The organism is Rhizobium sp. KDH_Rht_773_N (assembly GCF_052946295.1).
The window spans coordinates 1,576,105-1,595,919 of sequence record NZ_CM129525.1; the positions used below are offsets into that span (position 1 = coordinate 1,576,105).

16 protein-coding genes and 1 pseudogene are annotated in these 19,815 nt (G+C 63.9%); 13 read left to right on the forward strand and 4 right to left on the reverse strand.

The features are described 5' to 3' along the window. The first annotated feature begins 24 nt into the window (after nucleotides 1-24). The 12 genes and pseudogenes from ACU8HS_RS08070 (at nucleotide 25) to ACU8HS_RS08125 (ending at nucleotide 15,344) form a co-directional block, all read left to right on the forward strand. Nucleotides 25-1,080 carry a glycoside hydrolase family 5 protein gene (locus ACU8HS_RS08070; protein ID WP_113412684.1) on the forward strand — a complete coding sequence of 352 codons (1,056 nt, stop codon included), beginning with the start codon at nucleotides 25-27 and terminating at the stop codon, nucleotides 1,078-1,080. Nucleotide 1,081: 1 nt separating this feature from the next. After that, the gene (locus tag ACU8HS_RS08075) at nucleotides 1,082-2,353 is read left to right on the forward strand and encodes a hypothetical protein (RefSeq protein ID WP_113412599.1); all 1,272 of its coding nucleotides are present in this window, start codon (nucleotides 1,082-1,084) and stop codon (nucleotides 2,351-2,353) included. A 55-nt stretch (nucleotides 2,354-2,408) separates the two neighbouring features. Continuing rightward, a complete protein-coding gene (locus ACU8HS_RS08080; RefSeq protein WP_113412600.1) occupies nucleotides 2,409-3,434 on the forward strand; it encodes an acyltransferase family protein in 1,026 nt (341 codons plus the stop codon). 202 nt (nucleotides 3,435-3,636) lie between these two features. Continuing rightward, nucleotides 3,637-4,521, forward strand: a complete 885-nt coding sequence (gene purU / locus ACU8HS_RS08085; protein WP_112565093.1) for a formyltetrahydrofolate deformylase — start codon at nucleotides 3,637-3,639, stop codon at nucleotides 4,519-4,521. Between the two features lie 201 nt (nucleotides 4,522-4,722). After that, nucleotides 4,723-7,587: pseudogene (locus tag ACU8HS_RS08090) on the forward strand (aminotransferase); the annotation flags it as partial. Between the two features lie 519 nt (nucleotides 7,588-8,106). Beyond that, nucleotides 8,107-8,301 (forward strand): hypothetical protein, encoded by a 195-nt coding sequence (locus ACU8HS_RS08095; RefSeq protein ID WP_112565089.1) that lies wholly within the window; start codon nucleotides 8,107-8,109, stop codon nucleotides 8,299-8,301. 141 nt (nucleotides 8,302-8,442) lie between these two features. Then, nucleotides 8,443-9,438 (forward strand): P1 family peptidase, encoded by a 996-nt coding sequence (locus ACU8HS_RS08100; protein WP_113412602.1) that lies wholly within the window; start codon nucleotides 8,443-8,445, stop codon nucleotides 9,436-9,438. 44 nt (nucleotides 9,439-9,482) lie between these two features. Further along, nucleotides 9,483-10,403 carry a LysR family transcriptional regulator gene (locus ACU8HS_RS08105; RefSeq protein ID WP_113412603.1) on the forward strand — a complete coding sequence of 307 codons (921 nt, stop codon included), beginning with the start codon at nucleotides 9,483-9,485 and terminating at the stop codon, nucleotides 10,401-10,403. 149 nt (nucleotides 10,404-10,552) lie between these two features. Further along, a complete protein-coding gene (locus ACU8HS_RS08110; RefSeq protein WP_447015724.1) occupies nucleotides 10,553-12,067 on the forward strand; it encodes an ABC transporter substrate-binding protein in 1,515 nt (504 codons plus the stop codon). Nucleotides 12,068-12,109: 42 nt separating this feature from the next. Continuing rightward, entirely contained in the window at nucleotides 12,110-13,057 is a 948-nt protein-coding gene (locus tag ACU8HS_RS08115; RefSeq protein ID WP_113412605.1) for an ABC transporter permease, read from the forward strand. Beyond that, the gene (locus tag ACU8HS_RS08120; protein ID WP_113412686.1) at nucleotides 13,057-13,920 is read left to right on the forward strand and encodes an ABC transporter permease; all 864 of its coding nucleotides are present in this window, start codon (nucleotides 13,057-13,059) and stop codon (nucleotides 13,918-13,920) included. Before ACU8HS_RS08115 ends, ACU8HS_RS08120 begins: the two co-directional genes overlap by 1 nt. A gap of 35 nt (nucleotides 13,921-13,955) precedes the next feature. Then, nucleotides 13,956-15,344, forward strand: coding sequence for an amidase (locus tag ACU8HS_RS08125; protein WP_447015725.1), 1,389 nt, complete (start codon nucleotides 13,956-13,958; stop codon nucleotides 15,342-15,344). A 15-nt stretch (nucleotides 15,345-15,359) separates the two neighbouring features. On the opposite strand, the gene ACU8HS_RS08130 is transcribed toward ACU8HS_RS08125, so the two are convergent. From ACU8HS_RS08130 to ACU8HS_RS08140, 3 genes are all read right to left on the reverse strand, one after another. Further along, nucleotides 15,360-16,214 (reverse strand): C40 family peptidase, encoded by an 855-nt coding sequence (locus ACU8HS_RS08130; protein ID WP_113499039.1) that lies wholly within the window; start codon nucleotides 16,212-16,214, stop codon nucleotides 15,360-15,362. Between the two features lie 22 nt (nucleotides 16,215-16,236). After that, complete coding sequence (locus ACU8HS_RS08135; RefSeq protein ID WP_112565077.1) at nucleotides 16,237-16,587, reverse strand: MarR family transcriptional regulator; 351 nt, start codon at nucleotides 16,585-16,587, stop codon at nucleotides 16,237-16,239. Between the two features lie 178 nt (nucleotides 16,588-16,765). After that, nucleotides 16,766-18,157 carry a leucyl aminopeptidase family protein gene (locus tag ACU8HS_RS08140; RefSeq protein ID WP_112754111.1) on the reverse strand — a complete coding sequence of 464 codons (1,392 nt, stop codon included), beginning with the start codon at nucleotides 18,155-18,157 and terminating at the stop codon, nucleotides 16,766-16,768. Nucleotides 18,158-18,297: 140 nt separating this feature from the next. Here ACU8HS_RS08140 and ACU8HS_RS08145 point away from each other — a divergent pair, with 140 nt between their 5' ends. Then, a complete protein-coding gene (locus tag ACU8HS_RS08145; RefSeq protein WP_447015726.1) occupies nucleotides 18,298-19,131 on the forward strand; it encodes a tetratricopeptide repeat protein in 834 nt (277 codons plus the stop codon). Between the two features lies 1 nt (nucleotide 19,132). Here the strand turns inward: ACU8HS_RS08145 and ACU8HS_RS08150 are convergent, their stop codons facing one another. After that, on the reverse strand, nucleotides 19,133-19,768 hold the full coding sequence (locus tag ACU8HS_RS08150) for a LysE family translocator (protein ID WP_112565070.1): 636 nt from the start codon (nucleotides 19,766-19,768) through the stop codon (nucleotides 19,133-19,135). Between the last annotated feature and the right edge of the window lie 47 nt (nucleotides 19,769-19,815).

The window sequence follows — 19,815 nt, forward strand, 5'->3', positions numbered from 1 at the left end:
ATCTGCCGCGACCCGAGGATAGCCATGAAACGGAAAAGACTGCTGCACAGGCTGCTGGCTGGCGCCGTTATGGGCATATCGTCCGCCACCCATGCCGCTGACGCGCCGCTTTGCTATTACGGCGTCAACCTCTCCGGCGCCGAATATGGCGAGCGCGGCGGGCTCTACGGCACGAATTACACCTATCCTTCGCAAGAGACGATCGGCTATTTCGCCGGGAAGGGCATGACGATCATCCGCCTGCCCTTCCGCTGGGAGCGGCTGCAGCCGACGCTTGGCGCGCGGCTCGACGATGACGAATTACAGCGCCTGAAGAATACGGTGGCACTGGTGCGCAGGCACAAGATGAGCGTGCTGCTCGATCCGCACAATTTCGGCTATTACGACAAGGATCAGGTCGGCAAGCCGCCGGCGACGAACGCGGCCTTTGCCGATTTCTGGGCGCGGCTTTCCGTCGAATTCGCCAATCAGGACGGCGTCCTCTTCGGGCTGATGAACGAGCCGCACGACATTCCCGCAACCGATTGGCTGAAAGCCGCCAATGCCGCGATCCGCGGCATCAGGGCGGTCGGGGCGCGCAATCTCATCCTGGTTCCCGGCACGGCCTGGAGCGGAGCGGCAAGCTGGCAGACGGACGTGATCGGCGGCGCCAACGGAAGCGTCATGCTCGGCGTGCATGATCCGCTCGATTTCTACGCCTACGAGTTCCATCAGTATCTCGATGCCGATTCCTCCGGCACGCACGATACCTGCGAAGGCGCAAAGGCGGCGACCGACGCCATCGCCAATGTGACCGCCTGGCTGAAGGCGAACGGCAAACGCGGCTTTCTCGGCGAATTCGGCGCGTCGGCGAACGCGGACTGCCTCGATGGCCTGAAGGCGATGCTGACCACCATGTCGGACAACAGCGATGCGTGGATCGGCTTTTCCTACTGGGCGGCCGGAGAATGGTGGCCGCCCACCGAACCGTTCAACGTGCAGCCGCGCGACACGCCCGAGCGCCCCCAGATGCGTCTGCTCGAGCAGATGGTGCCCAAACCGGCTGCCGCCTGCACGGCGGTGAAGCCTGCGGGGCAGTGACATGGCGGCAATCGGCGAGACAGGCACGAGATTGCAGACGATGGCCGAAACCGCGAGCGCGGCTTCGCGTCTCGATTACCCGATCCTGATCCTCGGGCTGCTTTCCGTTCTCTACAACGGCATCCTGGCCTTCATAAACCATAACGTCACGCCGCTTTCGATGACGCATGTGGCGGCGAGCGAAGGCCTGATCATGGCGAGCGCCATCGTCTACATCCTGCACAAGGGGATCTACGAGGAGGACCTCGCGGCCTTTCTGTTCATGCTCTTCACGCTGATCGTGACGATCTATGTCAGTGCGCTCAACCGCATGGCCTTTATCGACCATTTCCGTAATGTGCTGATCATCTTCTGCTTCACCGGGCTTGGAGGCTGGTGCAACGAGCGGACGCTGAAGCTGATCTTCCGGGTGGCCTGTTTCATGGTGCTGCTGTTCCTGATCTTCGAGATCATCAGCGTGCCCTTCTATGTCAGCATCGTGCACCCTTCGGACTATTTCGCCAATACGCGCGGGCTGAAGCCGCTCAGCTTCAACACGACCGGCCTGTTCCAGAACGCGCTCGGCTTTCCCGGCCGTTTCTCCTTCGGCATCATCGACCACCGTTCGTCGTCGATCTTCCTGGAGCAGGTATCGCTTGCCAATTTCTGCGGCGTGATCGCGATCTACCTGATTTCGATGTGGGACCGGCTGACGCGGATCGACCGGACGCTTTCCATCGCAACCGCATTGCTGATCCTGACCACGAACGACACGCGCACGATGCTGATCTTCTCCATCTGCTGCATCGGCGGCTATTTCGTCTTTCCGAAAATCCCCAAGGTTCTCAATCTGGCGCTGATGCCGCTCATCGTTTTCGCCGGTTTCCTCGTCTACATGAAGGACCCGACCGCGATCGGCGACAATTTCACCGGGCGCATCAATCTGACGATGAAGAAGCTGATGGATCTCGATCCGCTGGCGGTTCTCGGGCTTTCGGTCGACAAGGTCGCCGAATTCGCCGATAGCGGCTATGTCTATCTCGTCTACGGCGCGACGATCTTCGGCGTCATCGCCTTCTGGCTCTTCGTCTGCCTGTTTCCGGCAGGCACGAGTGCGGCGCAACGGCGCTGCGCCCATTCACTTTCTCTTTTCATTTTTCTGAATATGATGATCGGGGGAACGGCGATCTTCTCGATGAAAATCGCCGGCCTCCTCTGGCTTGTCATCGGGTTCATGCGTTTCCGCGACACGCCACGCATCCGGCAGGGTCGTCCGGCAAATGTAATGAGTTGACGAAGCGGTCTGCCCGAAGGGCGGTCTGCGGGAGCCCGTGGGAGCAAGACGTCAGATGCTTGTCCAGCTGCAATATCTGCGCGCCATCGCGGCGTTGCTGGTCGTCTATTTCCACGCGATCCTGCAGCTTGCCAAGGTCAATCCGGCCATCGACGCGACCGCGTTCACCTATGGCGAAACGGGCGTCGATATCTTCTTCGTGCTCAGCGGTTTCGTGATGTGGCTGACGACCAGCGGGCGCGCCACGACGGCGGTCGATTTCGCCCGCAAGCGCATCAGAAGGATCGTGCCGCTCTACTGGCTGGCGACGCTGTTTTCGGCACTTGTCGCGCTTGTCGCGCCGTCGCTTTTGAAATCGACCGCCTTCGACCTGCCGCATCTCATGGCCTCGATGCTGTTCCTGCCATGGATCAACCCGGTCGATACGACGATGATCGTGCCCGTCATCGTGCCCGGCTGGACGCTGAACTACGAGATGTTTTTCTATTTCGTCTTTGCGCTGCTGCTGCCGATCCGCGAGGACTATCGGCTGCCGGCGCTCTTCGGGGCCTTTCTGGCCATCCTGATCGTCTGCCATCTGCTGCCGGAAACGACCGCCACCAAATTTTACGGGGAACCGATCATCCTCGAATTCCTGGCCGGCGCAGCACTCGGCTGGCTCTATGGCCAGAAGCTTCTGCTGCCGCCGCGCTGGGCCTGGGTTCTGCTTGCCGTCGCCTTCGTCTTCCTGTTCGTCAACGAGGCTTTGGTGCGGCCCGAGGACCGTTATTATGGCTGGGGCATACCGGCACTCTTCATCGTCTACAGCGCCATCTCCATCGACTTCTCGAAGCTGCCCGTCGTCGGCTGGCTCAACTATCTCGGCGACGCCTCCTACGAGATCTATATCACCCACGCCTTCACGCTGGCTTTCCTCCGGATCGTCGCCAACCGCTTCCCGATCGGCGCGCTTCAGCAGCCCGTCGTCTTCGTGATCCTGTGCCTCGTGCTCTCCTGCATCGTGGGCGCGATCATCCACGAAATCGTCACGCCGCGCAGGAAAGTCCGGATTGCCAGCCGGCCGGCCGCCGACCTTGGATGAGCGGAAGGCGAGGACGGGACTTCGAACGGCGCAGGCAGAACGGAATTGCGCGCGGTCTGTCATAAGCTTGCGGCCATGAAAGCAAATGCGGCAGGCATGAAAGTTCGGCTTGCAATTTATTGCAGAAATGAAAGCTTGCCGGCCTGTTCGTGACCGGGGCTTTCATTTAAGCACGACGGCGGCCGCAAGGAGGGAAGAGGGCATGACGGACTATGTATTGACGGTAAGCTGCAAGTCGACACGCGGCGTGGTGGCGGCCATTTCCACCTATCTCGCCGAAAAGGGCTGCAACATCATCGACAGCTCGCAGTTCGACGATCTCGATACCGGCAAGTTCTTCATGCGCGTCAGCTTCATTTCCGAAGAGGGTGCGACCCTTGCGGAAATCCGCGAGGGCTTCAAGCCTATCTACGAGAGATTCGGCATGGATGCGCAGGTGCACGACGGCAGCGAGCGCATGAAGGTGCTGCTGATGGTCTCGCGCTTCGGCCATTGTCTCAACGACCTGCTCTACCGCTGGAAGATCGGCGCGCTGCCGATCGATATCGTCGGCGTCGTCTCCAACCATTTCGACTACCAGAAGGTCGTCGTCAATCACGACATTCCCTTCCACCACATCAAGGTGACGAAGGAGAACAAGCCGCAGGCCGAAGCCCAGCTCATGGACCTTGTGGAGCAGACCGGAACCGAACTTGTCGTGCTTGCCCGCTACATGCAGGTTCTGTCGGACGCGATGTGCCGGAAGATGTCGGGCCGCATCATCAACATCCACCATTCCTTCCTGCCGAGCTTCAAGGGCGCCAACCCCTACAAGCAGGCCTACGAGCGCGGCGTGAAGCTCATTGGCGCCACGGCGCACTATGTGACGGCCGATCTGGACGAAGGCCCGATCATCGAGCAGGACACGGCGCGCATCACTCATGCGCAGAGCGCCGAGGATTATGTCTCGATCGGCCGCGACGTCGAAAGCCAGGTGCTGGCGCGCGCCATCCATGCGCATATCCACCGCCGCGTCTTCCTCAACGGCAACCGCACGATCGTCTTCCCGGCAAGCCCCGGAAGCTACGCCTCCGAACGCATGGGTTGAGGCAGGCGGCGCATTCGCTCCAAATCCGCGGCCAGAGCGCCGTGCGTCCGTTCGGACGCACAAGGGACGCTCCAATTCTTTTGACCTGCACATCGGGCTTTGCGAAAATCGATTGCGGTTTTCGGGCCGATGTTGTCGCGCAATCTTCCGTTGCCTGTCGGCAAGTGCTTGATTATCTGTTTTAACAGGTAATCGAATCATGCCGCGGACATCCTGCTTTCTCACTACGGGCTTTCCGGCACGCTGTCCGAACTCGGCAGCCAGCAGGACCGCAACTACCGGCTGGACACGGAAGACGGCCGCTACGTGCTGAAGATCTGCCATGCCGCCTACCGGACCGAAGAGCTCGAAGCGCAGAATGCGGCGATCCATCATTTGCGCGCCAAGGCGGATGCGCCGCGCGTTCCAAACGTGATGTCCTCCACCGACGGGCGGGAGATCGTTTCCGTCAGCGTGCGGGAGCAGGCCTATCAGGTTCGCCTGCTGGAATATCTCGATGGCGAAGGCCTGACACAGCGTGCCTATCTGGCGCCCGCTTCGGTTGCAGCGCTCGGCGCGCTCTGCGCGCGGCTGGCGGCGGCCCTTGCCGATTTTACCCATCCCGGACTCGACCGCAGCCTGCAATGGGACCTGCGCCGCGCCGGACCGGTGGCCGTGCAGCTGCTTTCCTCCATTACCGACAGCGCGGCCCGCGACAGGATCGCCAAGACGATGGTCATGGCGGTGCGCCGCATCCAGCCGCTTGCGCCGGCGCTGCGGCTCCAGGCCGTTCACCACGACGTAACGGGCGACAATGTCGTCAGCCACCCGGATGCGCACGGCCGGCCTGTCCCCGACGGGGTGATCGACTTCGGCGACATCATCCGCGGCTGGCTGGTCGGCGACCTTGCCGTGACCTGCGCCTCGCTGCTGCATCAGGCCGATGGCGATCCGTTTAACATCCTGCCGGCGGTGAAGGCCTATCACGAAATCTATCCGCTGAGCGAGGACGAGCTGAAGGCGCTCTGGCCGCTTATCGTGGCGCGCGCCGTCATCCTCGTCGCCAGCGGCGAGCAGCAGATCGCGATCGATCCCGACAACGACTATGTCAGGGGAAACCTGGAGGGCGAACGGCGGATCTTCGATACGGCAATGTCGGTGCCGTTCGAACTGATGGAGGCGGCGATCCTGAAGGCGGCCGGTTTCGATATTGCCGGCGTCGATACGGCGGACTGGCAGCCGCTCCTGCCGGAAATCGATCCGGCCTCCATCGCCTATGTCGATCTTGGCGTGCAGAGCCCGCATTTTTCCGGCGGCAACTGGCTGGCGAGCGACATGGACTGGCGGCTTCTGGCCCGCGCGGCGGCGGAAACGGGGATCGCGGCGACGCGCTACGGCGAACATCGCCTGTCCCGCGCCGGCCTGCACCACGCAAAAGCCCAGGCGACCTATGCCCTGCACATGGATATCTGCCTTGCCGCAGGCAGCACCGTTGCCGCGCCCTTTGCCGGCCGGATCACCTGGTACGACCAGCATCTGGTGCTCACGGGCGCCGATATGAAGCTGCATGTCGACGGTATCGCACTTTCGGTCGAGGACGGCAGCGAGGTCGCCGCCGGCGAGCGGCTCGGCACGGTCTCCGGCGAGACATCCTCGCTCGGCGGCTTGCGCCTGCAGCTCGGCAGTGTCGCCGGATTCGAGCCGCCGCTCTTTGCCACACCGCAGCAGGCCGGGGCCTGGTCCGCGCTCTGCCCCTCGCCTTCGGCGCTGCTCGGGCCGGGCGCCGATGCGCCGAAACCCGAAACGGCGACGCTTCTGGAACGGCGGCAGGCGCATTTCGCAAGCCCGCAGAAGAACTATTACGCAGATCCGCCGCAGATCGAGCGCGGCTGGAAGGAGCATCTTTTCGATGTCGAGGCGCGCGCCTATCTCGACATGGTCAACAATGTCACGATCCTCGGCCACGGGCATCCGCGCATGGCGGAAGCGATCGGCCAGCAATGGCTGCTGTTGAATACCAATTCGCGCTTCCACTACGCCGCCGTCGCGGAATTCTCCGAGAGCCTGGCGTCGCTGGCGCCCGACGGCATGGATGCCGTGTTCCTGGTCAACAGCGGCTCGGAAGCCAACGACCTGGCGCTGCGGCTTGCCTGGGCACATAGCGGCCATCGCAACATGCTCTGCCTGCTGGAGGCCTATCACGGCTGGTCGGTGGCAAGCGACGCGGTCTCCACCTCCATCGCCGACAATCCGCGGGCTTTGACGACGCGGCCGGACTGGGTTCACCCCGTCGTTGCGCCCAATACCTATCGCGGCCAGTTCCGCGGGCCGGAATCGACGGCGGACTATCTCGCCGCTCTCAGCCCGGTGCTGGAGGCCATCGACGCCGAAGGCGAGGGCCTCGCCGGTTTCATCGCCGAATCGGTCTACGGCAATGCCGGCGGCATTCCGTTGCCCGACGGTTATCTGGCGGAGGTCTACCGGCAGGTGCGCGAGCGCGGCGGCCTCTGCATCGCCGACGAGGTACAGGTCGGCTACGGGCGGCTCGGCCATTATTTCTGGGGCTTCGAGCAGCAGGGCGTCGTGCCCGATATCATCACCATCGCCAAAGGCATGGGCGACGGCCACCCGCTCGGCGCCGTCATCACGACGAAGGAGATCGCCGCCTCGCTGGAGAAGGAAGGCACCTTCTTTTCCTCCGCCGGCGGCAGCCCCGTCAGCTGCGTTGCCGGCATGACCGTTCTCGACGTGATGGCCGAGGAGCGGCTGCAGGACAACGCGCGCGAGGTCGGCGACCATCTGAAGGCGCGGCTGGCGGCCCTCATCGACGCCTACCCGATCGTCGGCGCCGTTCACGGCATCGGCCTCTATCTCGGCCTCGAATTCGTACGCGACAGAGTGACGCTGGCGCCGGCGACCGAGGAGACGGCGGCGATCTGCGACCGGCTCCTAGAACTCGGCATCATCATGCAGCCGACCGGCGATCACCTGAACGTGCTGAAGATCAAGCCGCCGCTCTGCCTTAGCGAACAAAGCGCCGATTTCTTCGTCGACACGCTGGAAAAGGTGCTTCGGGAAGGCTGGTAGGCGGGGCTTGCGCCGTTAATCCTTTCGGTCTTTTCGAGGCTTTCCGATTTTTAACGAAATGCACCATTGCCGGAATCGGATCGGCTTCCTATGTCTGCTTCGGCGATGTCGAAGTGTCTCGATCCGTCACATTGATTGCACGAAGGCGTGATAGGATTCTTCCTGCAAATTGAAATGTGATGGAATGAAATTTTTCGGATCGTCGAGATTTTGACACGTTTCGGAATATGTTTCTTACAGGCCATCGGCTATTCTCTACCAAGTTAGTAGATAATAAGATGGTCCCTAACCGGTCCCGGGCTCTACCGGGGCCAAACAAGTGCAACGCCAACGCAAGGAACGAGACATGATTGATTTCGAAATTCTCGCCGTACTGCCTGGGCGATCTGTGCTTGGCAATGACCGTCCGGGCGCCCTCTCCCGCCCGAACTGTCGAATGTGACGTTCGTCCCCCTTTCAACGGTACCAGACAAGTCAATTCGCCATAGCCAGCGCATCCGCGCGGCAGGAGTTCTATGCATGAAAAAAGAAGTCATCGAATATGCAGGCGTCCCGGTCGGGATCGTCGTTCCGGATGAAGACCGGCTGAAATTCATCGCCGTCAAATTCCATGTCCATGATCTCGACGAGCAGCATTTCAGCTCGCCCGCCGAGGTGAAGCTGGCCATACACGACCTGATGACCCGCCGGCACCCGAAGCCCATCCATGCCTGACGCGGAACGCGGCTTCGAGACCAATAAGGGATTTCCGACCGGCCCGGCAAAACGGGCCGGTCTTGTTTTTTCGCCCATCTTGTCTTTTGGAGGCATTTGATCTCCTATCGGCGCGCTTCCCTTCAAGACTGGAGCCAGCGCTTGTCCGATCTTCTCAATCTGCTCACCGATATCGAAGGTGTCTCCGTCGGCCACGCGAGCGACCTTTCGCTTGGCTCCGGCGTTACCGCCATCCTCTTCGACGAGCCGGCGATTGCGTCCGGCAGCGTGCTTGGCGGCGCGCCGGGCGGACGCGATACGGCACTGCTCGACCCGTCCATGGTGGTCGATGCCGTCGATGCCTTCGTGCTCTCGGGCGGCTCTGCCTTCGGTCTCGACGCGGCAGGCGGCGTGCAGGCGGGATTGCGGGAAATGGGGCGCGGGTTCCAGCTCGGCCCGGTGCGTATCCCGATCGTACCGCAAGCGATCCTGATGGACCTCCTGAACGGCGGCGACAAGGACTGGGGCCTGCACTCGCCCTATCGCGACATGGGCTACGACGCCGTGAAGGCCGCCCGCAAGGGCGCGTTCGATCTCGGCACCGTCGGTGCGGGCACGGGTGCGACGACCGCGACCTTCAAGGGCGGGCTCGGCTCGGCGAGCGCCGTCAGCAGCGCCGGGCACCGAATCGCGGCCATCGCCGCGGTCAACGCCGTCGGCTCGGCGACGATCGGCGAAGGCCCGCATTTCTGGGCCGCCCCCTTCGAACAGGATGGCGAGTTTGGCGGGTTCGGCATGCCCGACCAGGCGGACCACAGCCTGCGGCTGAAGGGTGTGAAGACCACCGCCACGACGATCGGCGCCGTCGTCACCGACGCAACGCTCATCAAGGCAGAGGCGCACCGGCTCTCCATCGCCGCCCATGACGGGCTGGCGCGCGCCGTGCTGCCGGCCCACCTGCCGCTCGACGGCGATACGATTTTTGCGGCCTCCACGGGGCGGCAGAAGCGCAACGATATGGCAAGCCTGATGGAATTGTGCCATCTGGCCGGGATCGTCATGGCGCGGGCGATCGCGCGCGGCGTCTACGAGGCGACGGCGCTTCCTGTGCCGGGTGCCCTGCCTGCCTGGCGCGACCACTATGCGGCCATGCGCTAATTGCCTAGACTAGGTCAAAACAGCCTGACGGCGGAGAGCGGTACATGCAGATTCGGGCGCTGATGTATTTCGACGAGCTGGTGCGAACCAACTCCATGCGCCAGGCAGCCGAAAACCTGAATGTCGCGCCGACGGCCATCAGCCGGCAGATCGAAAACCTCGAATACCATTTCGGTGCCCCGCTCGTGGAACGCAGCGCCCGCGGCGTCAAGCTGACGGCAGCGGGCGAGCTGCTGGCGGCGCGCGCCGGGCGGACGCTGCGCGAACTCGACCATGTGCAGCAGTTGATCGAGGACCTGAAAGGCCTGCAGCGCGGCCGTGTCAGCATCTACGCCAACGGCGCGACCGTCGCCAACCTGCTTGCGCCCGCACTGGCCGAATTCAGCCTGAAATATCCGAAGCTGCGCTTTGCCGTGACGATCACCAGTGCGCGCGCCGCCGTCGAAGCCGTCAACAGCGCGGAGGCCGACATTGCGGTGACGCTGTTTGCGCCGCCGATATCCGGCACCAAGGTGCGGCTGCGCTCGGAGATCACCTATGATCTCATCACGGCGCCGGGCCATCCGGCAGCGACACGCGCGGATATCGCGCTGAAAGAACTGGCCGACTACGCGCTGGCGCTGCCCGACCAATCCTTCGGCTTCCGCCAGGCCTTCGACGCGCTGTTCGAGAAGGAAGGGCTGAGCCTCGATCCGGTCTTCGTGACGAGTTCGCTCGAGATGCTGAAGGAACTGGTCCTCAGCGGTGCGGCCGTGACGCTGCTTCCGGCGCTGACCGTCCGCCGCGAGATCGAAGCCGGGCAGCTCCTGGCCATTCCGCTTGCCGGCAAGAGCGGCATTCGCACGCATGTGGATCTGTGCGTCGCACCCGACCGGCAGCTTTCCTTTGCCGCCACCAAGCTGCTCGACTTTATCGAGCGCTTCATGCGCGAGCGGGCAAGCGGCAGGGCCGGCGGCAAAGAGTAAAGTCCCCGGGCTTGCATTGCGCCAGGAATTGCTGTGTAGCTTTTTCGGCTACACTGAGCACACAAAATCGTCATTGTGTGTGCACTGGCATAGTGTCACTCTACGCGAAAAGGGGGCCGCCAAGCAGCGGATCCGGACAGGGGAACAGGATGATCAAGCTATCGCTCGCCGTGAGGCGTCTTTCCATGGGCGCCGCGCTTTCTGCCGGCATCGCGATGCTGGCGCTGACGCCGGCGCAGGCCGCCAAGACCAGCCTCAGTCTCGGCATGAGCGTCGAGCCGGCCGGCCTCGACCCGACGATCGCCGCCCCCGTCGCCATCGGCCAGGTCACGTGGCAGAACATTTTCGAAGGCCTTGTCAGCATCGACGAGACCGGCAAGTTACGGCCGCAGCTCGCCAGGAGCTGGGAGATTTCCCCTGACGGGCTGACCTATACGTTCAAGCTGCAGGCCGGCGTGACGTTCCACGACGGCGAAGCCTTCGATTCCGCTGCCGCCAAGTTCGCCCTCGACCGTGCCCGCGGCAAGGATTCCGTCAATCCGCAGAAGCGTTTCTTTGCCTCCATCGCCTCGATAGACACGCCTGACGCCGAGACGCTGGTGCTGCATCTGTCCGCGCCGACCGGCAGCCTGATCTACTGGCTCGGCTGGCCGGCTTCCGTCATGGTCGGACCGAAATCGGCCGACAACGACAAGACGACGCCCGTCGGCACCGGCCCGTTCAAATTCTCGGCCTGGGCCAAGGGCGACCATGTGGAACTCGTCAGGAATCCCGACTACTGGAACAAGGACGGCGCGGCCAAGCTCGACAAAGTCACCTTCCGCTTCATCAGCGATCCGCAGGCACAGGCAGCCGCGCTGAAATCCGGCGATCTCGACGCCTTTCCGGAATTCGCGGCACCGGAACTGATGAGCTCGTTCGACGGCGACGCGCGCCTGACGACCCGGATCGGCAATACCGAGCTCAAGGTCGTGGCCGGCATGAACAATGCCCGCAAGCCTTTCGACGACAAACGCGTGCGCCAGGCGCTGATGATGGCGATCGACCGCCAGACCGTGATCGACGGCGCCTGGTCCGGCCTCGGCACGGCGATCGGCAGCCACTACACGCCGAACGATCCGGGCTACCAGGACATGACGGGTGTGCTGCCCTACAATGTCGAAAAGGCGAAGGCCCTGCTTGCGGAGGCCGGCTATCCGAACGGCTTCACCTTCACGATCAAATCGCCGCAGATGGCCTATGCGCCGCGCAGCGCACAGGTAATGCAGGCGATGTTGGCCGAAATCGGCGTGACGATGAATATCGAACCGACGGAATTCCCGGCGAAATGGGTGAAGGACGTCATGACGAGCCGCGACTACGACATGACCATCGTTGCCCATGCCGAACCGATGGACATCGATATCTATTCGCGCGATCCCTATTACTTCAACTACAAGAACCCCGTCTTCAACGACCTGATGAAGAAGGTGCAGGAGACCACCGATCCGTCCGCGCAGGCGAAGATCTACGGCGAGGCGCAGAAGATCCTGGCCGAGGACGTGCCGGCGCTCTACCTTTTCGTCATGCCCAAGCTCGGCGTCTGGGACAAGAAGCTGAAGGGCCTGTGGGAGAACGAGCCGATCCCGTCGAACGTTCTCAGCAACGTTTCCTGGGAAGAGTAGAGATCACGTGCGAGCGGCGGCTGACAGGGTGACGAAGACCAGATGATCGCACTGCTTACCCGCCGCCTCGCCGGCCTCGTCCTCACTCTTCTCGTCGTGTCGCTGGTGATCTTCGCCGTCATGGACCTCTTGCCCGGCGATCCGGCCTCGATCATGCTCGGCACCTCGGCAAGCCCCGAGACCCTGGCGGCACTGCGGCACGAACTCGGCCTCGACCAGCCGCTCCTGCTGCGCTACGGGCATTGGCTTGCCGGCGTTTTCTCGGGCAATCTCGGGCAGTCCTACACCTACGGGGTTCCGGTCGGCGGATTGATCGTCGAACGGCTGGCAGTGACGCTGCCGCTCGCGCTGATGGCGATCCTGCTCTCGGTGCTGATCGCACTGCCGCTCGGCGTATCGGCGGCGGCGCGGCGCGGCGGGATCGTCGATGCCGTCGCCACCGTCTTCTCGCAAATCAGCATCGCCGTGCCGGCCTTCTGGGTTGCGCTGCTGCTCGTCATCCTGTTTTCCACGACGCTCGGCCTCATGCCGGCGGGCGGCTTTCCGGGATGGGAGGGAGGTTTTCTGCCGGCCCTGCAGGCCCTGCTCATGCCGGCCGTGGCGCTTGCCCTGCCGCAGGCCGGGGTGCTGACGCGGGTGTCGCGGTCGGCCGTGCTCGACACGATGCATGAGGATTTCGCGCGCACGGCCGTCGCCAAGGGACTGGCGAGCAGGACCGTGCTCTGGCGGCATATCGTGCCGAACGCGCTGGTGCCTATCCTCACCATCCTCGGGCTGCAATTCACCTTCCTCGTCGCCGGCGCCGTCCTGGTCGAAAACGTCTTCAACCTGCCGGGGCTCGGGCGGCTTGCCTTCCAGGCCCTGTCGCAACGCGACATCGTCGTGATGCAGGATGTCGTGCTGTTCTTCGCGGCGCTCGTCATCGTCATGAACTTCATCGTCGATCTCTCCTATCTCGCGATCGACCCGCGCATGCGGAAGGCGGCATGATGGCACCCATCGTCTCCTCTTCCGCCATTTCGCAACGCCGAAGCTTCCGGTTCAGCCGGCGAAAGAACCTCGTCGCCGGGATTGTCATCGTCGGCTTTCTGGCCGCCATCGCCTTGCTTTCTCTTGTCTGGACGCCACTGCCGCCGGCCCGGATGCAGATCATCCACAAGCTGCAGCCGCCGCTGGCCTTCGGCCTGCTCGGCACCGACCAGTTCGGCCGCGACGTTCTCTCCATGCTGATGGTCGGCTGCTGGAATTCGCTGTCGATCGCCGTCACCGCGGTTGCCGTCGGCGGCGCGCTCGGCTCGATCGCGGGCGTGTCGGCAGCCGCGATCCGCGGCCCCTACGAGGCGCTCCTGATGCGCGCCTGCGACGTGATCTTCGCGCTGCCGCCGATCCTGTCTGCCATGATCCTCGGCGCTTTTCTCGGACCGGGGCGCCTTACCGCGATCACGGCCATTGCCGTCTTCATGGTGCCGGTCTTTGCGCGGGTGACGCTCGCCACTTCGCTGCAGGCATGGAGCCGCGACTATGTCCTGGCAGCGCAGGCGATCGGCAACAGCCGCTTCACGATTTCCGTGCGGCATGTGCTGCCGAACATCGTGAGCCAGATCATCGTGCATGCGGCGATCCAGCTTGGGCTTGCGATCCTCACCGAGGCCGGCCTGTCCTTTCTCGGCCTCGGCATGGCGCCGCCGGCGCCGACCTGGGGACGCATGCTGGCCGACGCCCAGACTTTCCTTTCGCTCGCCCCGTGGCTGGCAATCCTGCCCGGCCTTGCCATCGCGCTGACCGTCTTCGGCTTCAACATGCTGGGCGACGGCTTGCGCGACCTTCTCGACCCGCGCGAGGCGAGCCGGTGATGTCCTCCCAAGACGAACGCCCGAAAGACCAGACCATGCCAGATACCGCTTTCACCATCCGCGAACTCAGGCGACGCTTCGCCGACAAGAGCCTCTCGCCGCTCGACTACTGGCTTGCCCTGGAAAGGCGCATCGACAGCTGGGAACCGGCGATCTCGGCCCTTTACCTCTACGACCCCGAGGCCGCACGCGCGCAGGCGAAGGCGGCGACCGAGCGCTGGGCGAAGGGCAAAACGCTCGGTCCGCTGGACGGCATACCCGTCACGCTGAAGGAACTGATCGCCACCAAGGGCCAGCCGGTGCCGCTCGGCACGAAGGCGGTGGAGCTGAAACCGGCGGAGGCGGATGCGCCGGCGGCGGCGCGGCTGCGCGAGGACGGCGCGATCATCTTCGCCAAGACGACCTGCCCCGACTACGGCATGCTCTCATCGGGCCTTTCGAGCTTCCATCACCTCAGCCGCAATCCCTGGGACGTCACCCGGAACCCCGGCGGCTCGAGCGCCGGGGCCGCTGCCGCCGCCGCCGCCGGCTACGGGCCGTTGCATATCGGCACCGATATCGGCGGTTCGGTGCGCCTGCCGGCGGGCTGGACGGGGATCTTCGGTTTCAAACCGAGCCAGGGGCGCATTCCCGTCGATCCCTATTATGTCGGCCGGTGCGCGGGACCGATGACCCGCAGCGTCGAGGATGCCGCCTATGCGATGGCGACCCTGTCGCGCCCCGACTGGCGGGACGGCACCAGCCTGCCGCCCAACGATTTCGACTGGATGGATCTCGGCATCGATCTCAACGGAATGCGGATCGGGCTGATGCTCGACGCCGGCTGCGGCCTTGCGGTCGATGAGGAGGTGGGGATCGCCGTCGAGCAGGCCGCGCTGCTTTTCGAGAAGGCGGGAGCGACGATCGTCCCGGCCGGACCGGTGCTGACGCGCGCCATGCTGGACGGGCTCGACAATTTCTGGCGCGCCCGCTTCTGGGGCGACATTGCCGGGCTCGACGAGGAGCGCCGCGCGAGCATCCTTCCCTATATCTACGAATGGGCAAAGGGCGGCGCCGATGTCAGCGGGGTCGATGCCGTCAGGGGCTTCAACCAGACGATCGAGATGCGCAAGGCCTGCGGGCGGCTGTTCACCGAAGTGGATGCGGTCCTGTCGCCGACCAACCCGATCGTGTCCTATCCGGCCGAGTGGGCCTCGCCGACCAACGATCCCGCACTGCCCTTCGAACATATCGCCTTCACGGTGCCATGGAACATGTCGGAGCAGCCGGCCTCGTCGATCAATTGCGGATTCGCCAAGGGCATGCCGATCGGCCTGCAGATCGTCGGCCCGCGCTTCGACGACATGCGCGTGCTGAAGCTTTCGAAAGCGTTCGAGGAATGGACGGGCGGCATCAGGGACTGGCCGGAACCGCCGGCAGCCTGACGATCGCAGCCAGGGTCAGAACGGCCGGCGATAGCCGGTCGGCTGCTCGTAGAGCCAGCCGATGCGCTCGACGGCGGCTGCGAAATTCTCGCGCGCGACGGTCATCGTGTTTCCGTTGGCGTGGATGATCGTATCTGCGTCTTCGAAAATGGCGACATGCCCCTTCCAGAAGACCAGATCGCCGCGGCGCACATCCGCGCGTTCGATCGGCTCGCCAAGGCCCTCCGCCTGCATGTCGGTATCGCGCGGCGCGTTTCTGCCGGTCATCCGCAGCGCCAGCTGGACGAGGCCGGAGCAATCGACGCCGAGGCCGGAACGGCCGCCCCAGAGATAGGGCACTTCCAGAAAGCGGGCGGCGATTGCGACATAATCTTCTCCGTCCAGCGCCCCGAGCGGCAGCAGGTGTTTCGAGAAGATCGCCGTGCCGTCGGCAAGCACCAGATAGCGATTGCCGCGGGCTTCCGCTTCGCCCGAAACGTGGACACGGCTGCCGATGGACAGCACCGCCCTGTAGGGTTTGCGCAGTTCCGGCTCGGGATAGAGGAAGGTGCGCTGGGCAATGACCATGTGGGTCGGCGCAGGCGCGGCTTCTGCAATTGCATCCTCCGGCACATAGCCGACATAACCGTCGGATACGGCCTTGACCCAGCACCAGCCGCCGGCGCGATCGAATATCGTGACATCCTCGCCGTGGAGCAGTTCGGTGTCGATGCCGCGGGCGAGATCGGGTTCAGGACGCAGGGCGACGACCGGGACGCAGACGCGGGCCGGCGTGCCGCTGACAAAACGCGCCGCCTCGACCTTGCCTTCAAGGCCGGCTTCCGCCAGGTCCGGGCGGTAGGCATGGAGGCGGCGATCGAGCATCGTCATGGCATTCCCTTTCAGCGGCCGTTCAGACCGGAAGCTTGCGACCCTGCTCGCGCACGAGGTCGCCGAGCTTTTCAAGATAGAGCGCGCCGCCGACGGTGCGCTTGATGATGACGTTGCGGCGGTCGGCATCGTCGCGGACGCGGTCGACGAGGCCCATTTCGCCCATCGTGTCCAGCGCGCGCGTGATGACCGGTTTCGTCACGTTCAGCGTCGCGGCCAGCCCGCGCACGGTATGCGGCGGCGGCACGAGATAGATATGCAGCAGGATCGCCATCTGGCGCAACGTCAAATCTCTGTTGTCGTGGCGAACCTGGTTCAGCGCCACGCCATGCCAGAGGCCAAGCGCCTGTGAGGCGGTCAGTTCGATCGGCACGGCCCCTCCGGAAATCGTTACGCTAACGTTTCATTTTCCGGCAGTTGGTCGGCACAGGCAAGAGGCGGCACGGAATGCCGCCTCGCAAGGTGAATAAAATTTTAACGACGAGGCTCAGCGAAGCTTTTGTCTCGCATGTCGTTGTCGCAAAACCGCTTCACACTTTTGCGCGACATGCTCAGCGTATACTGTGGCGGATATGACGGTAGAGTGCGCGGATCGCCTGCGCCTCGCCGCCACCCGGCGAATGGGCGCGCTCGTTCGGCGCCCAGCCGAAGATATCGAAATGCGCCCAGCTCTTGGCCTTGCCGACGAAGCGCTTGAGGAAAAGTGCGGCGGTGATGGCGCCGGCCATGCCGCCGGCCGGGGCATTGGTGATATCGGCGAATTTGGCGCGGATATCCTTTTCGTAGCCGGCATAGAGCGGCATGCGCCAGAGTGGATCGTCGGTTTCGAGGCTTGCTTCCATCAGGTCGTGGGCAAGGTTCTCGTCGTCGGTGAAGAAAGGTGGCAGGTCGGGGCCGAGCGCGACGCGGGCAGCACCCGTCAGCGTGGCCATGTCGATCAGCAGGTCCGGCTCTTCCTCGTCGGCATAGGCGAGCGCGTCGGCCAGGATCAGGCGGCCTTCGGCGTCGGTATTGTCGATCTGGACGGTCAGCCCCTTGCGGCTCTTGTAGATATCGCCGGGACGGAAGGCGTTCGACGAGATGGAATTCTCGACGACCGGGATGATGACGCGCAGATCGACCTTCAGCTTGGCGTCCATGATCATGAGCGCGAGGCCCATGACGTTTGCGGCACCGCCCATGTCCTTCTTCATCAGCAGCATGGAGGACGCCGGCTTGATGTCGAGGCCGCCGGTATCGAAGCAGACGCCCTTGCCGACGAGCGTAACCTTGCGGTGGCCCTTCTTGCCCCAGCGCAGCTCCAGCAGGCGCGGCGCATCGGCGCTGGCGCGACCGACGGTGTGGACCAGCGGGAAGTTTTCCTTGAGCAGGTCGTCGCCGATGATGACCGACATCTCGGCCTTGTAGTGATCGGCAAGACCGCGGAACGCCGCTTCAAGCTGCTCCGGCCCCATGTCGTTGGTCGGCGTGTTGATGAGGTCGCGGGCGAGGAAGACGCCGGCGAGCTGGCGCTTGATCTCGTTGCCGTCGGCGTCGCGCGGAATCATCAGCGTCGGGGCGGCGGATTTTTCGGACTTGTAGCGGTCGAACCGGTAGCTGCCGAGGCCGAAGCCAAGCGTCAGGCGGTTGGCCGTCAGCGGCGCGGTCTCGATGTGCCAGTCGCCGGCAGGAAGCGCGCGGGCGAGCTTGCCGGTGATGTAGGGCTGTTCCGACGGGTTGGTGCCGAGGCCGAAGAGCGCACCGCCGAGATGGCCGTCCTCCGTCGGGATCAGCAGCAGCGAGCCGCTTTCCGCCTTGTAGCCGGCTTTGCGCGCCCAATCGAGCGCGATCGGATCGATCGTGCCGGTTTCGATATGGGCGGGCGTCACAGCGAAGATCGGCAACGTCGAACCGCCCTTGGTGTTGAAGGGAGTCGGTCTCTCGATGAACTGGAAGGGGGCCATGTTTGTCCTTAGAGGCAGGGGCAGAATCGTTTCTTAACTGTCTGTTAGGGTTAACAGACTATTGCTGGAGCGAAGATTGCGTCAAAGCCTTTCCCTGTTCCGCTTTGAGGTCAGGCGCCGATTTCATTCAGGATCGCGCAATGCCCGTCTCGGCCTCCACTCCTCTCAACAAACGTATTCTGCAGGCAAGCGCCGCTATCCTCGTCGTGCTGGCGCTTGCCGGCTGTTCGACGACGGCAAAGGATCGCATGACGACCGGTTCCATCCCGAAGCTCGACAAGCCGGTCGAGCAGATGGACGCCAACGAATTGCGAGCAGCCACCGACCGTGTCGGCCAGGCCTACGAGAAGAACCCGCGCGATCCCGTCAACGGCGTCACCTATGCCAATCTGCTGCGCATGAACGGACGCGACGCGCAGGCGCTTGCCGTCATGCAGCAGGTCGCCATCGCCAATCCCGAAGACCGCACCGTGCTTGCCGCCTACGGCAAGGCACAGGCGGCCGCCGGACAGCTGCAGCAGGCGCTGGACACGATCGGCAGGGCACAGACGCCCGATCGGCCCGACTGGCGGCTGATTTCGGCGGAAGGGGCGATCCTCGACCAGATGGGCCGGCCGAACGATGCGCGCCAGCGCTATCGCGACGCGCTCGATATCCAGCCGAACGAACCGTCGGTGCTTTCCAACCTCGGCATGTCCTATCTTCTGACAGGCGATCTGCGCACGGCGGAAACCTACCTGCGCTCGGCCGCCGGCCAGCCCGCCGCCGACAGCCGCGTGCGCCAGAACCTGGCCCTCGTCGTCGGCCTGCAGGGCCGTTTTCCCGAGGCCGAGCAGATCGCGCGGCGCGAGCTTTCGCCGCAGCAGGCCGACGCCAACGTCGCCTACCTGCGCGGCATGCTTTCGCAGCAGAATTCCTGGCAGAAGCTGGCGGCAAAGGACGCGACGTCGCCTGCCGCCGCCGGTACCAACTGACCTATCTGCTGCTCAGCCCCGAGAGGATGAGGCGCAGGCCGAGGCCGGCCATGACCGCGCCTGCGGCCCTGTCGATCCAGGCCTTGGCGGCGATATAGACCTTGCGCGGCTGCCGCGCCGAAAAGGCGAGCGCGACGATCGCATACCATCCCGCCTCGACCAGGAAGACGCCGACCGGCAGCGCCAGCAGCAGCTCCACCGGCACGGCCTTGGGCAGGAGTGCGGCAAAGATGCTGGCATAGACCACGATCGTCTTGGGGTTGCTCAGCTGCGTCAGCATTGCGGTGGTGAAACTGCGCGCCGGCATGCTTCGGCCGGCAAGGTCGCCATCCGAAAGGGCCAGCGGCTGGCTGGCGCCCTTCCAGATCGCGAAGGCGATATAGACCAGATAGGCGCCGCCGGCGATCTTCAGCACGAGATAGAGCCATTCGAATTGCGACAGCAGCGCCGTCAGGCCGGCAAGGGCAAGGATGGCGAAGGTCACGCCGCCGATGCCCATGCCGAGTGCGGCCGCAAGCCCGTCAAAGCGGGAACGCGAAATGGCAATGCGCGAGACGACGACGAAACTTGGACCGGGGCTCATCGCGCCGATCATCAAAGCACTGATAATACTGATAAAAATGCCGAAGGAAGACATGGCGAAGCTCCGTTTTCACGCAATTCGCGAGGCAATGGCGGCGTCCG